The following is a 19213-nucleotide window of genomic DNA, read 5'->3' as shown; positions in this document are numbered from 1 at the left end:
ACAAATACTGTTTTAACAGAAGTAAAAAATTTAATGGCGGGTCCCCTGCTTGCGTGACCCAAAACTGGATTCAAAGTTTACTTAACTTCTAATGACTGATTAATTTGACTTTTTACCGGATTTCTTAAGATACCTATACCGGGAATCTCAATTTCTACTTGGTCACCGTCCTGAAGGGTAAAGTCGGATGGCGGAACAATACATGTACCCGTTAACAGTACAGTTCCGTCAAATATCATATTTTCGCTAGCCAGGTAAGAGCAAAGTTCTTCATATGTTCTTTTTAACTGACTCGTACTGGCACTTTCTTCAAAAACCTTTGTATGCTGACGATATATCCGGCAGATGATCTGAAAACGATAAGGGTCCTCTACTGATTCCGCCAGTCTGATTGCCGGCCCAATTGAGCAAGAGTTTCTCCATATCTTGGCCTGAGGTAAATAAAGCGGATTCTCCCCCTCAATGTCACGGCAGCTCATATCATTGCCAATTGTATATCCTAAAATTTCACCTTTGTGGTCCAAAACAAGCCCCAATTCCGGCTCGGGGATTTGCCAGTTTGAATCGCTTCGTAAATAAACAGTCTCACCGGGACCAATCGTCCGTTTTTTTGTAGACTTAAAAAATATTTCAGGTCTCTTTGCATCGTAAACTTTATCATAAAAAGTAGCAGCGCTGGATTTCCCGCCTGAAGATTCATAGTTTCTTTCATCTCTGCTCTTTTCATAGGTTACTCCGGCTGCCCAGACTTCTTCCGCTTCAATCGGAACAAGGCACTCTAACTCATCTAACTTCCTGCCAACAGGAAGTGAATCTCTAAGGATCCCTTTAACTAAGGTCAGCGGTGTGGATTTTTTCCGCCTGGCACATTCTATCATGTCTATAAAATCTTTAAAGGGAAGTTTATACAGCTGACCTTCAGTTGTTCTTGCAGCTAATTGCGGCTTGCTGTTTTCGCCGCGAAATCGAATAATTTGCATGTTTTATCCCCCAAGATTATTTTATAATGTAAAACTCAGTTTTTATCATTAGATAGGTAAAAACAACTTTATTAAATTTTTATAAAACAGGAGTTGGATTAAACCCCATTTCCTTTGAAATATTCTCACCGGCTTCTTTCATCATAGGAACAATCCGCTTCATTTCTTCAGCATTTAATTGGGGCGTCGGCATCGAAATACTGATAGCCGCAACAACTTCTCCAGTATGGTTCCGCACCGGCACCGCAACGCAGCAAATACCCGGTTCATTTTCTTCATTGTCGATGGCATAACCTTTTTCTTTAATTTTTTTTAATTCATCCAGAAATTCTTCCTTATTCGTGATTGTTTTTGGTGTTTGCTTATTAAAGACATAGCCGTCTAAAATGACATTAAGCTCTTCTTCTTTTCTAAAAGCGAGAAGCGTTTTTCCTACACCTGTGCTATGAACCGGAGCCCTTCTTCCTATACGGGAATAGAAAACGATGCCTGATGACCCTTCAACCTTATCGATGTAGACACCTTCTTTACCGTCTAAAATGACAAGATGAAGCGTATGGCCTGTTTGCTTTGAGAGCTCTAACAAGTACTTCTTGGCAACGGACCGGATATCCAAATTATGAACAACAAAATTCCCTCTTTCAAAGAGTTTCATGCCAAGTTTATACTTGCCGTTTTCAGCATTTTGCTCGATGTAACCATGCTTTTGAAGCGTTTTCAATAATGAATGGACAGTGCTTTTATTAAGAAGCAAACGTTCGCTAATTTCTGTAATTTTTAACTCCGTGGAATATTCATCAAATAAATCTAATATATTAAGTGCTCTTTCTACTGCTTGGATGAGTGGCATCATTATCAGTCCTTATCTCATTAAATGTCTTAAATTTATATTACCACATCCAAGTACATTATTTATTCGGAATACATAAAAATAATATCATTTAGAGACAGCGGCTGATTCAGCAGGAACCGCAAGGCCTTCTGCCCCTCTTTCTGAAGTTTTTAAATGCGGCGCATACCTTTGAATCATATCATAGCCAATTCGTGCCCTATGCACGCGTTCTCTGGACAACGCAATTGACGTTTCTTCAAGATGAGTCCCCGATGGATAAATATTCGGTGCATTTCTTAACCCGAATTTTATGTAGACCGGTGCCGCAACCCTTATGATTTCCGGGATTTCATAATGCCGTATAAATCCTCCAAGCTCGTCCGGAACCTCAACATATATATCAATTGGAATGTCGACGGCTTGCCGGATAGCTGCAAGACGGGCAAGCGTTAAATCAGTTGGAACATTAAAGGTCCCTGCACCTATTTTTTCCATCAGGCGAATGGATACCGGGTTGGATTGACCCATTTGCACAGATACTTTTACAAGCAAATCATTTGGAAGTTCACCTAACTTTTTAAATTCATTAACGAGCCAGAGAAGACCTTCATCGGTAACAAGAATGCTTCTTAGACCGGCATCACAGCCTCTCTTAATGTCTTCAATCGCATATACGAGCTGATCAATGCCTTCAAAACGTTCCCCAAGTATTTTACCGTTAGTTGACCATTGCATAGCGGTAATATCCCATGACCCGCGGCCGGCAAATAAACTGACCTCAAGGTTTTCCTTTTTCCCTAAATTAACCATTCCGGACAGTTCATCATCGGTTAAAAGCATGATTCCGCTGCCTTGCGATACACGATGGATTGGAACGTTATATTTGGATGATGCCTCAAGCACCGCTTCAAAAGATTTTGGTCCTTCAACACTTGGAATTTCAATCCGGTATTGAGCGCCGTCGGGAAATGTTTTTGCCGAAGATGGAAGACCATTACAATCCCCGCTTGGAAACCCTAATTTTTCAATTGTTTGTTTTGTTTTATCCAAAGCATACACCCCCTGGGGAATTTTTCTATTAATCTGCAAAACTTTAATTGTTTTATATTATAAAACAGAGTTTTACAATATACTTTATGTTTAGAATAGTACAATATTAGATGATATATGTCAATAATAATTAAAAATATTCATACAAATTACCAGTTAAAATATCCAAGGAACAATGAATAATAGCAGCCGCGCTTTTTGGCGCTCTTACAAAAAAACAAATAAACGGAGGGTGCTTAACCCTCCGTTTATTTCATTATTAAGCTTTTACTTGTTCTAATACTTTGCCAAATGTTTCGATGACTTGATCTACTTCAGCATATTCGATAGTCAAAGGCGGCTCGATACGGATTGTTTTAGAGTTTACAAGCGTACCGGCGACAAGAACACCGTTATCAAACATGCCTTTTGATACTTCGTAACCAACTTCGTCTTTATGGAATTCAACGCCGATCATTAAGCCTTGGCCTCTGATTTCAAGGACTTTATCTTCGTGCCCTTTTGCTTTTTCTTTCAGGCCGTTAAGGAAGTATTCGCCAACTTCTGTTGCGCGCTCAGGAAGTTTATCTTCAATTAAAGTGTTAATTGTTGCAAGAGCCGCAGCACATGCTAATGGGTTACCGCCGAATGTTGTTGTATGGATAAATGGATTCGGGAACCAAGTTTTAAAGACTTCTTCTCTGGCAACAACGGCACCTGCAGGCATAACACCGCCGCCGAAAGCTTTTGCAAGACAAAGAATATCAGGAACAACTTCAGAATGCTCAGCACAGAACATTTTACCAGTACGCCCCATACCAGTTTGCACTTCGTCGAAAATAAGCAATGCGCCAAATTTGTCACAAAGTTCACGTACTTGTTTCAAGTAACCTTCCGGCGGGATAATGATGCCGCCTTCACCTTGGATCGGCTCTAAAAGAACAGCCGCTACGTCGTCACCGGTAGTTGCACAGGCTTCCATTGTTTTTCTTAGCATATCAATATCGCCGTATTGCACGTGACGGAAACCGTTAACAAGCGGCTGGAATGGCTTACGGAAGACCGACTTCGCCGTTCCGGAAAGTGAACCTAAGCTTTTACCGTGGAAAGCTTTAGTTGTTGCAATAAAAGTTGTCCGGTCGCTGTATGATTTAGCAAGTTTTATAGCACCTTCAACAGCTTCAGTACCGCTGTTTACAAAGAATGAATATTTAAGATCTCCAGGTGTAATATCAGCTATAACTTTTGCTAACATAGCTCTAAGCGGATCAAGAAGGTCTTGGCTGTGAAGCGCTTGACGATGCAGTTGTTTTTCAACAGCATCAACGACTTTCGGATTTCTGTGGCCGACGTTATAGATACCAAAGCCGCCGAGACAATCGATATATTCTTTGCCATTGACGTCTTTAAAACGAGAACCGCTGTCAGACCATTCTACTGCTGCAAATTGGGTATCTTTTGTTACTGTTTTACGATAGTCTAAGAAACCTGGGTTGACGTGCTCGCGGAAATTTTCAACCGTTTGCTTAGTAATCCATTCAGCATCTTCTTTAGATACATCATCTTTTTTAATTAAATCAAGGACCTGCTTAAGATAACTGCTTACTTCTTCATAATTCTTGTTGTTTTCTTTAACTTGTGTGCTCATTTTTTTCTCTCCCTTAATATTTTCGCAAATTCTATAAGATGTTTTTTCCTATTAACCTTCAAACCAACCGGTTGGTTCTACTTCTAAATTAATATTGATTTGCTTAATTTCCTGGAATTCCTCTAATCCAAATGTGCCTAAGCTGCGGCCGATACCGCTTTGTTTGTAGCCGCCCCATGGCGCTTCGTTATAAGTTGGATGATAAGTATTCACCCAAGTAATGCCGGAACGAACTTTCTTAATAACACGCATCGCTTTAGCACCGTCTTGTGTAAACACCGCACCGGCCAGACCGTAGTCTGTACAGTTTGCCAGCTTAATAGCTTCTTTTTCGTCTTTGAATTTTTGGAATGCCACAACAGGACCAAAGATTTCTTCTTGGACAATGCGCATATCCGGTGTTGCATCAGCAAATGCAGTCGGTTCAACGAAGAATCCGTTCGCATATTCGCCTTCTGTAAGACGGTTTCCTCCGCAAACAAGACGGGCGCCTTCCTCTTTGCCTATCTCAATGTATTTCAGCACTTTATTCATGTGCTCTTCACTGACAAGAGGCCCCATTTCTGTCTTTTCATTATCGCCTGCACCGACACGGATTTTCTTTGCCCGTTCAACAAAACGATCAATAAATTTATCATAAATGCTTTCTTCAATAAGGACACGTGAACCCGCAGAGCAAACTTGACCAGTTCCGCAGTAAATGCCGAAAAGCGCGTAATCGACAGCTGTTTCAAAATCTGCATCAGCAAAAATGATATTTGGAGATTTCCCGCCGAGTTCAAGGGAGATTTTCTTCAAATTACCTGTAGCCGCTTGCATAATATGTCTGCCGGTTTTTGTGCCTCCTGTAAAGGAAACCATATCGACATCTTTGCTTTCAGCCAGTTCATTTCCAACGGTTGCCCCTGCACCTAACACCATGTTAGCGACACCTTTTGGAAGTTCGACCTCTTCAAAGATTTCAAACAGTTTATTTACTGTTATCGGTGTGATTTCCGAAGGCTTTAATATAACTGTATTTCCTGCCGCTAATGCTGGCGCAAGCTTCCAAACACTCATGAGCATTGGATAGTTCCAAGGTACAATCAATCCGCAGACACCAACCGGTTCACGTACTACCATCGCTTGTACTGGTTCTGGAACATCGTAGATTTGACCGCCCTCAGGGGATCTGATCAATCCAGCATAATAACGGAAGCAGGAAGCTGCATCACTGATATCTCCGCCAGCCTCGCGATGCGGTTTACCGTTATCCATTGTTTCTAATTTGGTTAATTCGTCGTGGCGTTCATCAATTTTGTCGGCTATCTTAAGCAAATAACTTGCCCGTTCAACAGCCGGAAGTTCAGACCAAACGCCGCTTTCGAAAGCTTCTTTTGCAGCGTTGACAGCATCTTTGGCATCATCGATGGTGCCTTCAGCTGCTTGAGCTATAACTTCACCATTAGCAGGATTAATAACGTCTCTTTTTTCTTTCGAGTCCCGCCACTGTCCATTAATATACATTTTTAAATCCAGCACGGTTTACTCTCCCCTTTGATTTTAAATTTCTTTCACCATTCCTTATGCAAGTTCTATGCCAATTTAAAAAACAGGAATGAAGCCTTTTCTTGGAAGCAGGAAGTGAGCGGTTAGAGGCTGAAATAGCTAGTATTAGCGAAACAAAGATGCCATTTAGTTTTTTGATCCAATTACTATTTCAAAAAATAAAAGCGGTTAACCTATGCTAATTTGCATAGGTTAACCGCTTTTGCATAAATAGTCATTTATTCATTTATTCCAAGGACTCGGGCTGCGTTTGTCTTTTTATCAGCTTTTGATATTTCCGGCTGACAGAGGACTGGCTGATGCCTAATGCTTTGGCAGCCTTAGTCGTTGTTCTGTACTTTTTCATCGCAAGCATGATTAACTGTTCTTCGACATATTCTTGAGCTTGCTGGAGCGGATAAATATCAGTAATGATTGGCTTTTTGTGGCCCACTGTTTCAAAGTTTAAAAACTGGCTAATAAAGTCTGCCGTGATATTATCATCATCAGTTGTAACAAATACACGTTCAATGAGGTTTTGTAATTCCCGGATATTGCCCGGCCATGAATAGACTTCTAACAAATTAAGAGCATCCGGTGAAAAATGATAATTTTTCTCATATTGCTGGTTCAATTGCTGGAGGAAATGGAAAGCGAGTAATGGCACATCCTCAGATCTTTCCCTGAGCGGCGGGACCCTTAACGGTATAACATTTAGGCGGTAAAACAAATCTTCCCGGAAAGTTCCCTTTTCAACCATTTCTTTTAGGTTACGGTTAGTCGCTGCAATAATTTGAACATCAATCTTGACAGGCTTCGTGCTTCCAATTGGAATGATCTCTTTTTCTTGCAGCGCTCTTAACAGTTTCACTTGAAGCTGCAAAGGAATTTCACCGATTTCATCTAAAAACAGGACGCCATGGTTCGCTTGCTCAAAATATCCAACCTTGCCATTCGTATTGGCACCTGTAAATGCCCCTTTTGTATAGCCAAAAAGTTCACTTTCCAATAGGTTTTCCGGAATAGCCCCGCAGTTTATTTTTAAGAAGGGCTGATCGGAACGCTTGCCTAATCTGTAAACGGACTCCGCAATTAATTCCTTGCCCACTCCCGACTCGCCGTAAATTAAGACAGTTGATGAAAAATCGGATACTTTCTTGACTTGCATCATTAATTTTTCCATTTTTGAACTGCAATAAATGACTTTTTTAAGAAATTGGTCTTTATTTTTAAAATTGTCCAGTTCTTCTTTATACTTATTTGAAATCTTTTGCATTTCCTTTAACTTAGATCTTAACTCCGTCGTCTCGGTTATATCCCTGGAAGCTATGACAATTCTATGAATTTTTCCGTTATCGTCAAAAATCGGATTACCGACAGCTAATACCTTTTTTCCGTTTTTAGTTTCCTGGACAATGGAAACCTTCTTATTTTTTTCAAGAACCAATCTGGCAACAGATGGACTGAAGTTACCCTTCTCCTCCATATCAAGAATGTTTTTTCCAACTAAGTCTTTTAAATCGCCTTCCCAAAACTCTGAAATAAAGTGATCGCTGTAACGAAGGATGACCCCATTCGCATCAACGACTAAAATTTCATCATAGATCGTAGAAAGAATAGCATTAAGATCTCTATTCAAATTCTTAACCGATTCAATTTCCATCGCCATTTCCTCAACCATCGGCAAATCCTGAACAACAACGATTAATCCGTCAACCTTCCCGTCAGAAATGATAATTGGGCTATAATCGACGAGGATGCCGATTTCATCGTTGACAAGGATTTGATTGAGAAGTGTCTTGCCTGTCACGAAAACGCTGTCAATATGTTCCTTTTTAAAAATAGATTCAGCATCAGCATTTATCATTTTTTCGGATGTTGATTTAATCATCCGAAGTCCAGACTCATTAAAATTAACAATTTTTTTGTCACGGTCGACAACAAAAATCCCCATTGGAATTGATGTCAGCATTACTTTTAAAATATTTGTATTTTTATTATCTTCTTTAAAAAGCTCAACAAGAACATCTTCCCTTTTAAAATAACCGGCAATTTGATTTTTTTCATTTTTTGCAAGTGCGATAGGTTCACCAAGAACCTGAAAGATAAAAGGTAATGACACTTTCTTATCCGGCTCTAACATTGCCACCTTTTCTAAAGAAATTGCATGGGACTTTAGTCTGTCCATCGTTATGTCCTGCACATTCGTATCATCGGCAGGTATATCCTTTAAATAAACATAAGCAAAAGGGCTCTCATTCGTTTCTAAAAAAATAAATGGTTCTTTAATATGATTAAGTTTTTTCTTTAAATCTTTTTCCGGCAGATCTATCGGAATACTAAAAATGGGCCTTAGTTTTTTGTTCATCATCGTTTGCATTGATGGCAGCCCCTTTCTATAAATGTCTCTTACTTCTATTCTATAAAGAAAACTTGCCGATTGGCAAGCCTTAAAAGGCGGCGATTAGACTAAGCTGCCCTTATACTATCGACCTTATCTTGGAAACTCCCTTGAATTCGCTTCGAGGTTTCCAAAATATACCTTAATGGTACACAAAACAATCACTTTTAAAAACTTACTGTATGTTAGTAAATATGTACTTTCTAATCACTAGAATCGTATATTGTCAAATTTAAAAGCACCGCTCTTGGGTGCTTATTCTAAGATATCTTTTAAATTATCCATAATATAATTGTATATTAATTCTTCCGAAAAGGGTTTTTGGTATTTTTCACTTCTTAATTCCTTAGGGTTTATTAATTTTATAGTATCAAATATCTGTTCTACACCGTTTTCTGAAACTCTTACTAAGATTTCTTTATCATGCTTTCTGAAAGAAATGCGCCTATTTCCTAACTTGAAAAATTGTAAACTTCCTGACGGTGAAGTTGAAATAATCAGTTTTTCTCCTATTTTTGTCAGTCCTACTCCATTTTTAATTTCAGCTAAAAACATTCCGATGCTTTGAAAGGCTTCATTGATTAGTGTTCTATCTTGATCTTTATGAAAATATTTTTCAATTTTCAAAACTATGTCTTTTTCATATTCCAATTCTTTCACCCCTCTCACATAATAATTCGGCAAAAGGTGTCAAAATCCTGTCTATAGAGTTAGAAAACGGTACTTATAGAATAAAAAATGAGGGCAGAAATGTCCACCCTCACCATTCATGCACTTGTTGTTTCTTTTTGTTCATAATTGTCATCATCTGCAGCTTGCAAATCAAACTGCGGCGGCTGTTTTTTAAAGCCCTTTGTTAAGAAAATGAGATAAACAAAGCCGATGACAAGCCAGGTTAGTCCGACCGAAAGTGAATCAAACCCTAAATTTATCCAAAGGGTTAAAGTCAGCAGCGCTCCAACAATCGGAAAAATAAGGTTCGTTATAACCCCTTTAACTGAGCGTTCCCTTTTCCTGACAAAATAATAGGCTATCACTGAAATATTAACAAAAATAAACGAGACAAATGCACCAAAGTTAATTAATGTCGAAGCTGTCTCAAGATTTAGAAATAATCCTGTACAGGAAAAAAGTCCAATAATCAAAACATTAAAGATCGGCGTTTTAAAACGCGAATGAACATAACCGAAAACGTTTTTCGGAATAACGTTATCACGGCCCATCACAAATAAGAGCCTTGCCGCGCTTGCATGAGAGGCCAATGCTGACGCCGATGTTGCCGTAACAATCCCAGCTAAAAGCACAGCACTAAAAATATTTCCGCCAATTACCTTGGCAACGCTAGTGGAAGCGGTATCAATGTTTTTGAACGATGCTATATTTGGATGAACGAGATGAGCAAGATAGGCAACTCCGACAAAAGCAATCCCAGCTATAAATAAAGCAAGCATAATCGCTTTTGGAATATTTTTTGTAGGTTCGATTGTTTCTTCAGATAATGTCGTAATAGCATCAAAACCAAGGAACGATAAACTGACTAATGCAGCCCCTGATAAAACATTTTTCAATGACCCGTCAGTATTAATAAATGGACTGATTGATAATAGATGTCCTGTTCCCGTTCCGCTCAGGACTGTCTTAACAGATAAAACAAAAAAGAAAATCATAACTAAAGCGACATAAAGCAGAAGGATACCGTTAACCCTAGTATTCAGCTTAATACCTATAACATTAATACCTGTGACAATAATAATCGTTAACAGAACCCAAACTCGAGCCGGAATACCTTGAAAAGTATTTGCTAAATATGTGCCGGCAATAAGCATATTAATCATTGGCAACAGGACATAGTCAAGCAGGATAACCCAACCCACTATAAAACCTAAATGGGGTGAAATCGACTTTTGTACATACGTATATGCAGAACCTGCAACAGGGAACGCTTTGACCATTTTCCCATAACTAAAACCGGTAAATAACATCGTAATTAATGTTAACAGGTAGGCACTGGCGAGCATGCCGTGACTACTTTTAACACCGACTCCATAGGTTTCAAAAACTGTCATTGGATCCATGTAAGCAAGCCCGAATAGAACAAGCGGCAATAGCTTTAATGAACGGTCTAATGTAATGTTATGACTCTGCAATGATTATCCACTCCCTCTTATGTCTGAAGTTCTTCATTTCCTACTAATCGGACTTCACTGAAAATTAATGCAAGATTTATGCCAACTTTAAATTGTGAAAAATTAATTACACTTTTAATTTTAATAAAAAACATTATGCAATTACGGGCAGTTTATTCAATAATGAATAAACCAGCGGCGCTTAAGATGCTTTTTTAAATCCGCCAGATTTCCAATATTTATTAAAAACCAGTCCTTATCCCTCTCCCTTAAAGGATATTTTCCTCTTTAATAGTTAGCGATTGTGTTTCTTCCATATCAAATTGCGGCGGCTTCTTTTTAAAGAATTGCGTCAAATAAATCAGGTAAATGAACCCGCATAAAAACCAAGTCACACCGACGGAAAGCGATTTAAAACCTAAATTAACCCATAAAATAACGGTTAATGCTGCCCCTAATAAAGGAAGGATCAAATAAGCAATAATTCCTTTTAAGTTGCGCTGCCTGTTTCTAATAAAATAATGAAAAACGACCGACAAATTAACAAATATAAAAGCAATAAATGCTCCAAAATTAATAAGTGAAGAAGCCGTTTCTAAATTCAAAAATAGCGCTGAGCACCCGAAAAGCCCGACAAGCAAAACATTTAACATAGGTGTTTTGAATTTTGGATGCACATAACCAAAAACCTTTTTAGGGAGAACATTATCCCTCCCCATGGCAACAAATAACAATCTTGAAGCACTGGCATGGGATGCAAGTGCAGAGGCCGCTGCAGACGCCAGAACACCCGCTAAGAACATAGCATTAAAGATCCTGCCCCCAATAAGATGGGCAACTTCAGATGCGGCTGTATCTAAATTATGAAATGTCGTATAATTCGGATGTACGACATAAGCAAAGTACGATACTGCTGTAAATAACGTGCCGGCAATGAAAATTGTAATAAAAATGGCTCTTGGAATTGTCTTTTTTGGATTTACCGTTTCTTCTGACAAAGTCGTAACAGCATCAAATCCAAGAAATGAAAGACTGACTAAGGCAGCCCCTGATAAAACATATGTAAATGAAATCCCATGACTAAAAAACGGTTTCGATGTTAATAAAGCCTCTGTTCCGCCAATCCCGGCGACATCTTTTATTGATAAAAAGAAAAACATAATAAGAACTAGGCCCATATAAACCATAAGCATTCCATTAATAGATGTATTTAATTTAATGCCTATGACATTAACAGCGGTCACTATAATAATTAAAAAAGAGATCCATATATCTGCAGGTATAGCCGGAAAAGCTTCAGCCAAAAAGTTCCCTGCAATTAAGAAATTTATCATCGGCAGCAATATGTAGTCTAACAGAGTCATCCAGCCTACAAGAAAACCGATATGCGAAGAAATAGATTTTTGTGTATAAGTGTAAGCCGATCCCGCCACCGGATAAGCCTTGGGCCATTCTTCCTTAGCTGTAAGCGGTAAATAACATAGTTAGCAAAGCTGCCGCATAAGCAGCCGGAAGCAGCCCTTTACTTGTTTCCATACCAACGCCATAGGTAGAAAATACAGTCAGCGGCGCCATGTATGCAAGTCCGAATAATACTACTGGCAACAGGGTCAACGATCGTTTTAATGAAGAATTTTTATTCAATATACACACTCCCATTCAATTTTAATACATTTTCGGTTTTAATAATGCAAATTTTATGCCAATTTATATTTTACTAACGTATAAAAAATAGTGCAGCCTGAAATAGGGCTGCACCACAATCTATTTATGAATATTAGGTTGAAAATATAAGGTAATGTCGATTGTTGACAGTTATATATTAAGTTTTCCCCTGATTTTTACAATCGTTTGCGTTTGTTAAACTTTTATTCCTTGACCAGAGCCTTTTACTGGTTAACTTTGCAGCTTTTTTTTAATGCCGATAAGTACATCATTATTATGCTTATATAAAAGATTAGCCAATTCTTTCATTTGACAGTTTTTTAGATAGCTGATCATAAGCGAGTGTTCTTTAATAGACTTTTCGATATTTCCTTCTCTGGAAAAAGAAACATGCTGGATTGATAAGAGCGGTAATCCCAGTCTTGAGTACATATCATTAATAATTTTACTTTGACTCATTTCAATAATGGCCTGATGAAATGATTGATTCAAGCGTGCATAACGGCTTGTTTCTTTTTCATTTTTCATTTCCTCAAGAAGTTCTTCCATTTTATGAATGACAGCCATATTTACGCCTTGCTCAGATATTCGCTCGACTGCCAATGATTCAAGGTTCATGCGAATCTTTAACAGATCATAAATTTCAAGTTCAGTATATTCTTTTACAATTGTCCCTTTCCTGGGGATTTTTTCAACAAGTCCGTCAACTGTCAACTGTAAGAATGCTTCTCTAATCGGTGCTCTGCTTATACCAAATTCGTCAGCGTACGAATTCTCAACCAACTTGTCTCCCGGTTTCAACTCACCTGTAATAATTTGTTCCGTAATTCTTTCAGCTATTTGATTGGATAACGAATTTTTATTTAAATCGATATGAGTCATTTTAATTCCTCCAGTTATTTAAACCCGTATGCCGATTTATTTAATCATAACTCATTGATTTCACATTGGAAATCGTGCATTTCCTAAACATACTGTAGTTTTTATTTTAATTCATTTCTATACCATTATAAACCAGTTTGAAAATTTTAAATTAAGTTTATTGAAATTATATTCTAATTAGTTATAATTAAAATTGTCGACAGTTGACTATCAAAAAAATGATCAACACCCATTTTGACCAAAAAAAGCTAATATTTTTGGAGGAGATGCAATGATGAACCATTCAAAAACATTACCGGAAGTTACTACAACAAAAGATAGCATAAGGGAAAAGCTTAAGCAGTTAGTAAGCCTTGTTGGGGTTTCAGGTTCAGAGCAAGAGGTCGTAAAATTTTTAAAAGAAAGCCTTTCTTCAATTTCAGATGAGGTTAAAGTCGATAACAGCGGCAACGTCATAGCTGTAAAACACGGGATGGCGGCCGGTCCAAAAATAATGGTTTCAGCACATTCTGATGAAATTGGCTTATGTGTTAAAAATATTCTTCCTGACGGTTATATTGCTTTTGATAAAATTGGCGGCGTTTCCGATCAACTTCTTCAAGGCAGAAAAGTATGGATAACCAACAAAAAAATACCCGGAATTATAGGCATCAAGGCCGGTCATATGCAAACACCTGAAGAAAGCCGGCAAGTAAAATCGTCGCAGGATTGTTACATCGATGTCGGCGCCGCTTCGCGAAAACAAGTGGAAGAAATGGGAATTAAGATTGGCGATGCGATTGTATTTCAAAGCGATTTCATGGAAATGCATAATAAAGACCTTATATCATGCAAATCTATTGATAATCGGATCAATTGTGCTATTTTAATAGAATTATTCAGTCAAATCAAAGCTTCCGATTTTGCCGGCACACTTTACGGCGTCATAACCGTTCAAGAAGAAGTGGGACTTCGCGGTGCAACAATGGTTGGAAATGCCCTTGAACCGGATTATGCGATTGTCCTGGATACGATTCCCGCGGGGGATACGCCTGATATTGATACAGAAAAGTCTCTTCCGGTATATCTTGGCAAAGGACCTGCCTGCCCTGTTTCTGACAGCGTACCTGGAATGGCGTTTACTCATATTCATCCAAAAGTAAGAGAAATGATTGAAGAGCAATCAGAACAGGCTGATGTTCAGGTGCAGTACCTGACATTAAATGGAGACGCCTACACAACTGATGCAGCTAATTTGGCTGTAGCGGGAAAAGGCATACCGTTGGGTGTTCTCGCTACCCCTCGTAGATATTCCCACTCACCGGTTGAATTAGTCAATTTAAACGATGCTGACGGCGTGTTAAAAATTGTAAAAGGCATTGTTGAAGCTAATGGAAATAAGGATTTGAATTTTATTTAATAATACCAGTTGTTCAAAAAGCCAGGGCTGATCCTGTCGCCCTCTTTTTGAACACGCTTTCAAACTTTTAAGACTATCATCAGGACGAGAACACATCTTAAATCATTGGGAATCAATCCCGCGGGGAGGATTTATTAATGAAAATTATCCATTTTCTTAGTTTTATTCCCTTTATAGGCATGTTAGGATTTTTGCCGCTTGTTAACAAAGTGGAACCGTTTGTGTTAGGAATGCCGTTTATTATGTTTTGGATTGTCCTGTGGGTCGTTCTAACCTCCGTTACAATATTAATTATTTTTAAACTGGATCCTGCCAACAAAGAAGGTGATACAGAATGAATAGTGCACTTTACATAATTCTGGCTTTTCTGCTTATAGCCCTTTATTTAGGGATTCAATCTAAAAAAGGGAAAAAAATGGACCTGGAGCAATGGGCGGTCGGGGGACGCGGCTTCGGTACAATTCTCGTCTTTATGTTAATGGCTGGAGAATCTTATACGACATTCACTTTCTTAGGTGCAAGCTCCTGGGCTTACAGTAAAGGGGGGCCGGCCTTATATATCCTAGCTTATTTAAGTATTAACTATGTCGTCATTTACTGGTTATACCCTGCTATCTGGAAATATGGAAAAGAAAAGAAGCTGGTATCACAGTCTGATTTTTTTGCCAGTAAATATAATAGCCCATTTCTTGGCGTCCTTGCTGCTATTATCGGTGTTGTATCGATGATCCCCTATATCGTTTTGCAGCTTAAAGGTCTTGGAATTATTGTTTCCGTAGCGTCATATGGAGCGATTTCGCCAACCCTTGCCGTTTGGATCGGTGTTATTGCAGTAACAATTTATGTCATGATTTCCGGAATTCACGGCTCAGTTTGGACAGCTATTTTAAAAGACATTATGATTTTTTGTGTTGTTATATTCATTGGGATTTACCTCCCCTTTCATTATTATGGGGGTATTGAACCAATGTTCAAAGCTGTCCAAAGTGCGAAGCCCGGGTTTCTTGCTCTTCCCGGCAGCGGCTTAAGTTTAACTTGGTTTATTTCTACAGTTATCGTAACAGTTTTAGGCGGTTTAACATGGCCGCATTTATTCGCAGCTGCATATTCAGCTAAAAATGGGACTACCATTCGAAGAAATGCCATTGTTACCCCATTATATACATTGATGATTCTTTTTATATTTTTTGTCGGTACCGTCGCAGTTTTGCAGGTACCGGGGTTAAAAAATACCGATCTTGCATTATTGCAAGTTTCCGTTAAAACTTTTGACCCATGGTTTGTCGGTTTGATAGGTTCAGCCGGATTATTAACAGCATTAGTTCCCGGTTCAATGCTTTTGATTAACTCTTCAACATCGTTATCACGAAATGTATATAAAGTTATTTTCCCAAAAGCAACAGAAAAGCAAGTATCAAATTTATCAAAGTTTTTGATCCCTGTTATTGCACTTGTGTCAGTCTATTTTACCTTAAATGGCGGTCAAGGAATTGTCGTGCTCCTTTTACTAGCCTATGACTTTATTGCTCAATTACTCCCGCCTGTCATCTTCAGTTTCACAAAGAAAAGGATTGTTACAAAATACGGTGCCGCCGCAGGTATGATTTCCGGGGTGCTTATCGTCGCTGCAATTAATCTCACTGGGGCTACCATGGGTTCCTTATTCCCATTTTTACCTCAAGCAATGAAAGATTTAAGTATCGGAATGGTTGCCCTAATTGTAAATACTGCTGTTATGTTAATTGTAAGTCTATTAACCAAAAATCTGGCTGTTACGGCTGCTCCTGTGAAAGAAGAAACTCAATCTACCTAATCGTTAAATCGATGAAGCACTTTTGGAATTGGGGATCTAAAACAAAAATTAACTGACGATTAATCCCCAATATTAAACCTAAAATTGATGAGGTGATAAAATGGATCGGAAATTTGCTGTTGAAACATTAAAAGACATTCTTAAAGTAAAATCGGTCAATCCCCCTGGAAACGAAGAAGTTGTCGCTAAGAAGTTAAAAAAGTTGCTGGAATCATATGGTATTGAAACCAAATTAGTTCCTTACAGTGAGGGCCGGGTTAACTTAATTGCTTATTTAAAAGGAACATCGGGATCTGGCCGGGTCCTCGGTTTTTCCGGGCATATGGATGTTGTCCCTCCAGGAGATGTAACATGGAAACATGACCCTTTCACTGCTGAAGAAGATAATGGAAAAATTTATGCCCGCGGCGCATGTGATATGAAAAGCGGCTTAATGAGCTGCGTAATGGCGATGATTGCCTTAAAAGAAGAAGGGATTCAATTACAAGGAGACCTTAAATTGTTGGCATCTGTTGGTGAAGAAGCCGGAGCAGTCGGGGCAAAACAGTTAGTTGAAGAGGGCTATGCAAATGATTTAGACGCCTTGATTATTGCCGAACCAAGTGACGGTGATATCATTGTCGCCCACAAAGGCGCACTATGGGTAAAAATCACTTGCTACGGGAAAACGGCACATGGTTCAAGACCAGAAAAAGGAATCAATGCAGTCCTTCATATTAATGAAATAATCAACAAAATTTTAAGCGACGACTTCCAATTAGAATTCGCGGCCGATCCTTTACTTGGTGAACCGACATACAGTATTAATGTGATTGAAGGCGGCAGTCATACAAATGTTGTGCCTGGTCAATGCAGCATTAATATTGATTTTCGAACTTTGCCATCGCAAAATCATCAAGACATTATCGATAAATTAAATAAAGTAATCGAAAGAACAAAGGAAAAATACCCTCATTTAAATGCTGAAATATCTATTTTAAACGATTTAGCCCCTTTAAGTACACCTCGAGATCATTCATTTGTCCGCTTCTTGCAGGAAGTTTGTCAAGAAGCATTTGGTACAGCAAAAGAACCTCAAGGTATGACAGGATATACAGACGGAGCACAATTTATGAAGGCAGCAGGCGATTTTCCTATCGTTATTTGGAGTACAATCGATGGCGAAACAGCCCACCAGCCGGATGAATATGTAGAGATTGAAAGTTACCTAAAAGGCATTGAAGTGTTTCAATCCATTGCTAAAAAATATTTGGGACAAACCATTAAAAATAAAACCTCATTAAAATAAAGAAAACTTGGCTTCTGCCAAGATTTACTTTCTGATAGTATAAAAATGAGACAGCCTCTTTTTTTTGAGGCTGCCTCGTTATACTAAATGGCACATTTACCCGCTTATCGATTCAGACTCATCAAAATCAAATTCCGGCGGTTTTTTAGTAAAGAATCTTGTTAAGTAAACAAGATAGACAATGCCAACAGCCGTCCAACTAAGCCCAAGTATCATTGCATCACGGTCTAAGCTGAACCATAGATATGCATTAACAGCAAAGCCGATGAGAGGAATAATGATAGAGCTTATAATAGAGCTAAAAGTATGGCTTCTTTTATTTCTAACGTAATAAACGATAACAGATAAGTTTACAAATGAAAATGCGGTATATGCACCAAAGTTAATCAATGATGTCGCCGTTGTAAGACTTAAAAATAATGCTGTTAACGCTAAAACGCCCAGAATAATAACATTAAATATCGGCGTTTTCAATCTTGGATGAATGTAGCTGAATAGTTTTTTTGTTAAAACGCCATCGCGTCCCATGGCATATAAAAGCCGCGATGCACTCGTTTGTGCAGCTAATCCTGATGCGGTAACAGATACAAGCGCTCCTGCAAGAAAAATAGATTGAAAAATCGTTCCGCCAATATATTTAGCTATTTCCGGTGATGCGCCTGAAATATTTTTTAAAGAAGCTACATTTGGAAATAAACATTGCATGAAATATGTGACAGCAATAAAGAAAATGCCCCCTATAACAGCAATCAGGAAAATCCCTCTCGGTACATTTTTCTTCGGTTCGATTGTCTCTTCCGAAAGCGTTGTGACTGCATCAAACCCCAAAAAGGATAATGCCAGAATTGATGCACCGGAAATCACCGGCCCCCATGCCATGTGATGAGAATAAAACGGATTAAATGAAAAATTCACATCATAACCAAATATAATTGACCTAATATTCAGAATAACAAATATTAAAACAATCAAAAATTGAAAGACAACCATTAAAACATTTGCGGAAACCGCCACTTTAACACCAACAACATTCATAATCGTAATTAATAATATTAAGCCAATGATCCATACCCATTTAGGCACATTTGGAAATCCTGAAGACAAATAAACATCCGCAAGCAGTGCATTTATCATTGGCAAGAAAAGATAGTCAAGCAAAGATGCCCATCCGACAAGAAAACCAAGTCCCGAATTCATCGTCTGCCTTGTATAGGTATAAGCCGAGCCTGCGGTAGGATACAATTTTACCATTTTACCGTAGCTGAATGCTGTGAACAAAACAGCAACCGTCACAAGGATATAAGACATTGGGACGTGACCTTTTGTCGTTTCAGATACAATGCCGAAAGTATCAAATACGGCAAAAGGGGACATGTAGGCTAGTCCAAGAAAAACAATATGCCGCAATTTTAACGAACGGTCTAATATTCCGTTATTTTGCTCCAATTTAAACCCCTCCCTATTTTCATTCATTAATTACAATGCAAATTTTGTGCCAAATTAATTCATCTCATTTATCTATTAAAAGAATTAAAAAATTGATTAGGAATAATAGACTATTATTCACCTTTGAATAAACTATTTAATTTTAAATAATTATTAGTTTCGGCTAATATCCAAAAG

Annotated in this window: 16 protein-coding genes; 4 read left to right on the top strand and 12 right to left on the bottom strand. The window is 38.3% G+C overall.

Annotation, left to right across the window (positions count from 1 at the left end; translation table 11 throughout):
- Positions 1-77: 77 nt before the first annotated feature.
- From ACFQRG_RS04500 to ACFQRG_RS04450, 11 genes are all read right to left on the bottom strand, one after another.
- Positions 78-980: a fumarylacetoacetate hydrolase family protein gene (locus ACFQRG_RS04500; protein WP_380964115.1), complete on the bottom strand. Its 903-nt coding sequence runs from the start codon at positions 978-980 to the stop codon at positions 78-80.
- Positions 981-1059: 79 nt separating this feature from the next.
- Positions 1060-1830: an IclR family transcriptional regulator gene (locus ACFQRG_RS04495; RefSeq protein ID WP_380964962.1), complete on the bottom strand. Its 771-nt coding sequence runs from the start codon at positions 1828-1830 to the stop codon at positions 1060-1062.
- A gap of 87 nt (positions 1831-1917) precedes the next feature.
- Positions 1918-2862, bottom strand: a complete 945-nt coding sequence (locus tag ACFQRG_RS04490) for a U32 family peptidase (protein WP_380964113.1) — start codon at positions 2860-2862, stop codon at positions 1918-1920.
- Between the two features lie 259 nt (positions 2863-3121).
- Positions 3122-4489: a putrescine aminotransferase gene (locus tag ACFQRG_RS04485; protein WP_380964111.1), complete on the bottom strand. Its 1368-nt coding sequence runs from the start codon at positions 4487-4489 to the stop codon at positions 3122-3124.
- A gap of 51 nt (positions 4490-4540) precedes the next feature.
- The gene (locus ACFQRG_RS04480) at positions 4541-6010 is read right to left on the bottom strand and encodes an aldehyde dehydrogenase family protein (RefSeq protein ID WP_380964109.1); all 1470 of its coding nucleotides are present in this window, start codon (positions 6008-6010) and stop codon (positions 4541-4543) included.
- A gap of 253 nt (positions 6011-6263) precedes the next feature.
- The gene (locus ACFQRG_RS04475) at positions 6264-8396 is read right to left on the bottom strand and encodes a sigma 54-interacting transcriptional regulator (RefSeq protein WP_380964107.1); all 2133 of its coding nucleotides are present in this window, start codon (positions 8394-8396) and stop codon (positions 6264-6266) included.
- Positions 8397-8672: 276 nt separating this feature from the next.
- The gene (locus tag ACFQRG_RS04470) at positions 8673-9068 is read right to left on the bottom strand and encodes a hypothetical protein (RefSeq protein ID WP_380964105.1); all 396 of its coding nucleotides are present in this window, start codon (positions 9066-9068) and stop codon (positions 8673-8675) included.
- Positions 9069-9184: 116 nt separating this feature from the next.
- Complete coding sequence (locus ACFQRG_RS04465) at positions 9185-10564, bottom strand: APC family permease (protein WP_380964103.1); 1380 nt, start codon at positions 10562-10564, stop codon at positions 9185-9187.
- A gap of 248 nt (positions 10565-10812) precedes the next feature.
- The gene (locus tag ACFQRG_RS04460) at positions 10813-11976 is read right to left on the bottom strand and encodes an APC family permease (RefSeq protein WP_380964101.1); all 1164 of its coding nucleotides are present in this window, start codon (positions 11974-11976) and stop codon (positions 10813-10815) included.
- 25 nt (positions 11977-12001) lie between these two features.
- Positions 12002-12187 carry a hypothetical protein gene (locus ACFQRG_RS04455; RefSeq protein ID WP_380964099.1) on the bottom strand — a complete coding sequence of 62 codons (186 nt, stop codon included), beginning with the start codon at positions 12185-12187 and terminating at the stop codon, positions 12002-12004.
- 252 nt (positions 12188-12439) lie between these two features.
- Entirely contained in the window at positions 12440-13090 is a 651-nt protein-coding gene (locus tag ACFQRG_RS04450; protein WP_380964097.1) for a GntR family transcriptional regulator, read from the bottom strand.
- Between the two features lie 271 nt (positions 13091-13361).
- On the opposite strand from ACFQRG_RS04450, the gene ACFQRG_RS04445 reads away from it, so the two are divergent.
- From ACFQRG_RS04445 to ACFQRG_RS04430, 4 genes are all read left to right on the top strand, one after another.
- Entirely contained in the window at positions 13362-14489 is a 1128-nt protein-coding gene (locus tag ACFQRG_RS04445) for a M42 family metallopeptidase (RefSeq protein WP_380964095.1), read from the top strand.
- A gap of 137 nt (positions 14490-14626) precedes the next feature.
- Positions 14627-14827 carry a DUF3311 domain-containing protein gene (locus tag ACFQRG_RS04440; RefSeq protein WP_380964093.1) on the top strand — a complete coding sequence of 67 codons (201 nt, stop codon included), beginning with the start codon at positions 14627-14629 and terminating at the stop codon, positions 14825-14827.
- On the top strand, positions 14824-16302 hold the full coding sequence (locus tag ACFQRG_RS04435; protein WP_380964091.1) for a sodium:solute symporter family protein: 1479 nt from the start codon (positions 14824-14826) through the stop codon (positions 16300-16302). The genes ACFQRG_RS04440 and ACFQRG_RS04435 overlap by 4 nt, the downstream gene beginning before the upstream one ends.
- A gap of 100 nt (positions 16303-16402) precedes the next feature.
- Positions 16403-17590, top strand: coding sequence for an ArgE/DapE family deacylase (locus ACFQRG_RS04430; RefSeq protein WP_380964089.1), 1188 nt, complete (start codon positions 16403-16405; stop codon positions 17588-17590).
- Between the two features lie 96 nt (positions 17591-17686).
- Here ACFQRG_RS04430 and ACFQRG_RS04425 read toward each other — a convergent pair whose 3' ends face one another.
- On the bottom strand, positions 17687-19036 hold the full coding sequence (locus tag ACFQRG_RS04425; RefSeq protein ID WP_380964087.1) for an APC family permease: 1350 nt from the start codon (positions 19034-19036) through the stop codon (positions 17687-17689).
- Positions 19037-19213: the final 177 nt, after the last annotated feature.

This window comes from Scopulibacillus cellulosilyticus (genome assembly GCF_042665295.1).
GTDB lineage: Bacteria > Bacillota > Bacilli > Bacillales > Sporolactobacillaceae > Scopulibacillus_A > Scopulibacillus_A cellulosilyticus.
Note: the sequence above shows the minus strand (reverse complement) of the source record. Positions and strands in the feature narration are given on the sequence as shown.

Bases quoted from the DNA above. Each gene is read 5' to 3' on its own strand.
- ACFQRG_RS04495 (WP_380964962.1), bottom strand. From the start codon at position 1,830: ATGCCACTCATCCAAGCAGTAGAAAGAGCACTTAATATATTAGATTTA.
- ACFQRG_RS04430 (WP_380964089.1), top strand. From the start codon at position 16,403: ATGGATCGGAAATTTGCTGTTGAAACATTAAAAGACATTCTTAAAGTA.
- ACFQRG_RS04445 (WP_380964095.1), top strand. From the start codon at position 13,362: ATGATGAACCATTCAAAAACATTACCGGAAGTTACTACAACAAAAGAT.
- ACFQRG_RS04440 (WP_380964093.1), top strand. From the start codon at position 14,627: ATGAAAATTATCCATTTTCTTAGTTTTATTCCCTTTATAGGCATGTTA.
- ACFQRG_RS04485 (WP_380964111.1), bottom strand. From the start codon at position 4,489: ATGAGCACACAAGTTAAAGAAAACAACAAGAATTATGAAGAAGTAAGC.
- ACFQRG_RS04450 (WP_380964097.1), bottom strand. From the start codon at position 13,090: ATGACTCATATCGATTTAAATAAAAATTCGTTATCCAATCAAATAGCT.
- ACFQRG_RS04500 (WP_380964115.1), bottom strand. From the start codon at position 980: ATGCAAATTATTCGATTTCGCGGCGAAAACAGCAAGCCGCAATTAGCT.
- ACFQRG_RS04475 (WP_380964107.1), bottom strand. From the start codon at position 8,396: ATGCAAACGATGATGAACAAAAAACTAAGGCCCATTTTTAGTATTCCG.
- ACFQRG_RS04435 (WP_380964091.1), top strand. From the start codon at position 14,824: ATGAATAGTGCACTTTACATAATTCTGGCTTTTCTGCTTATAGCCCTT.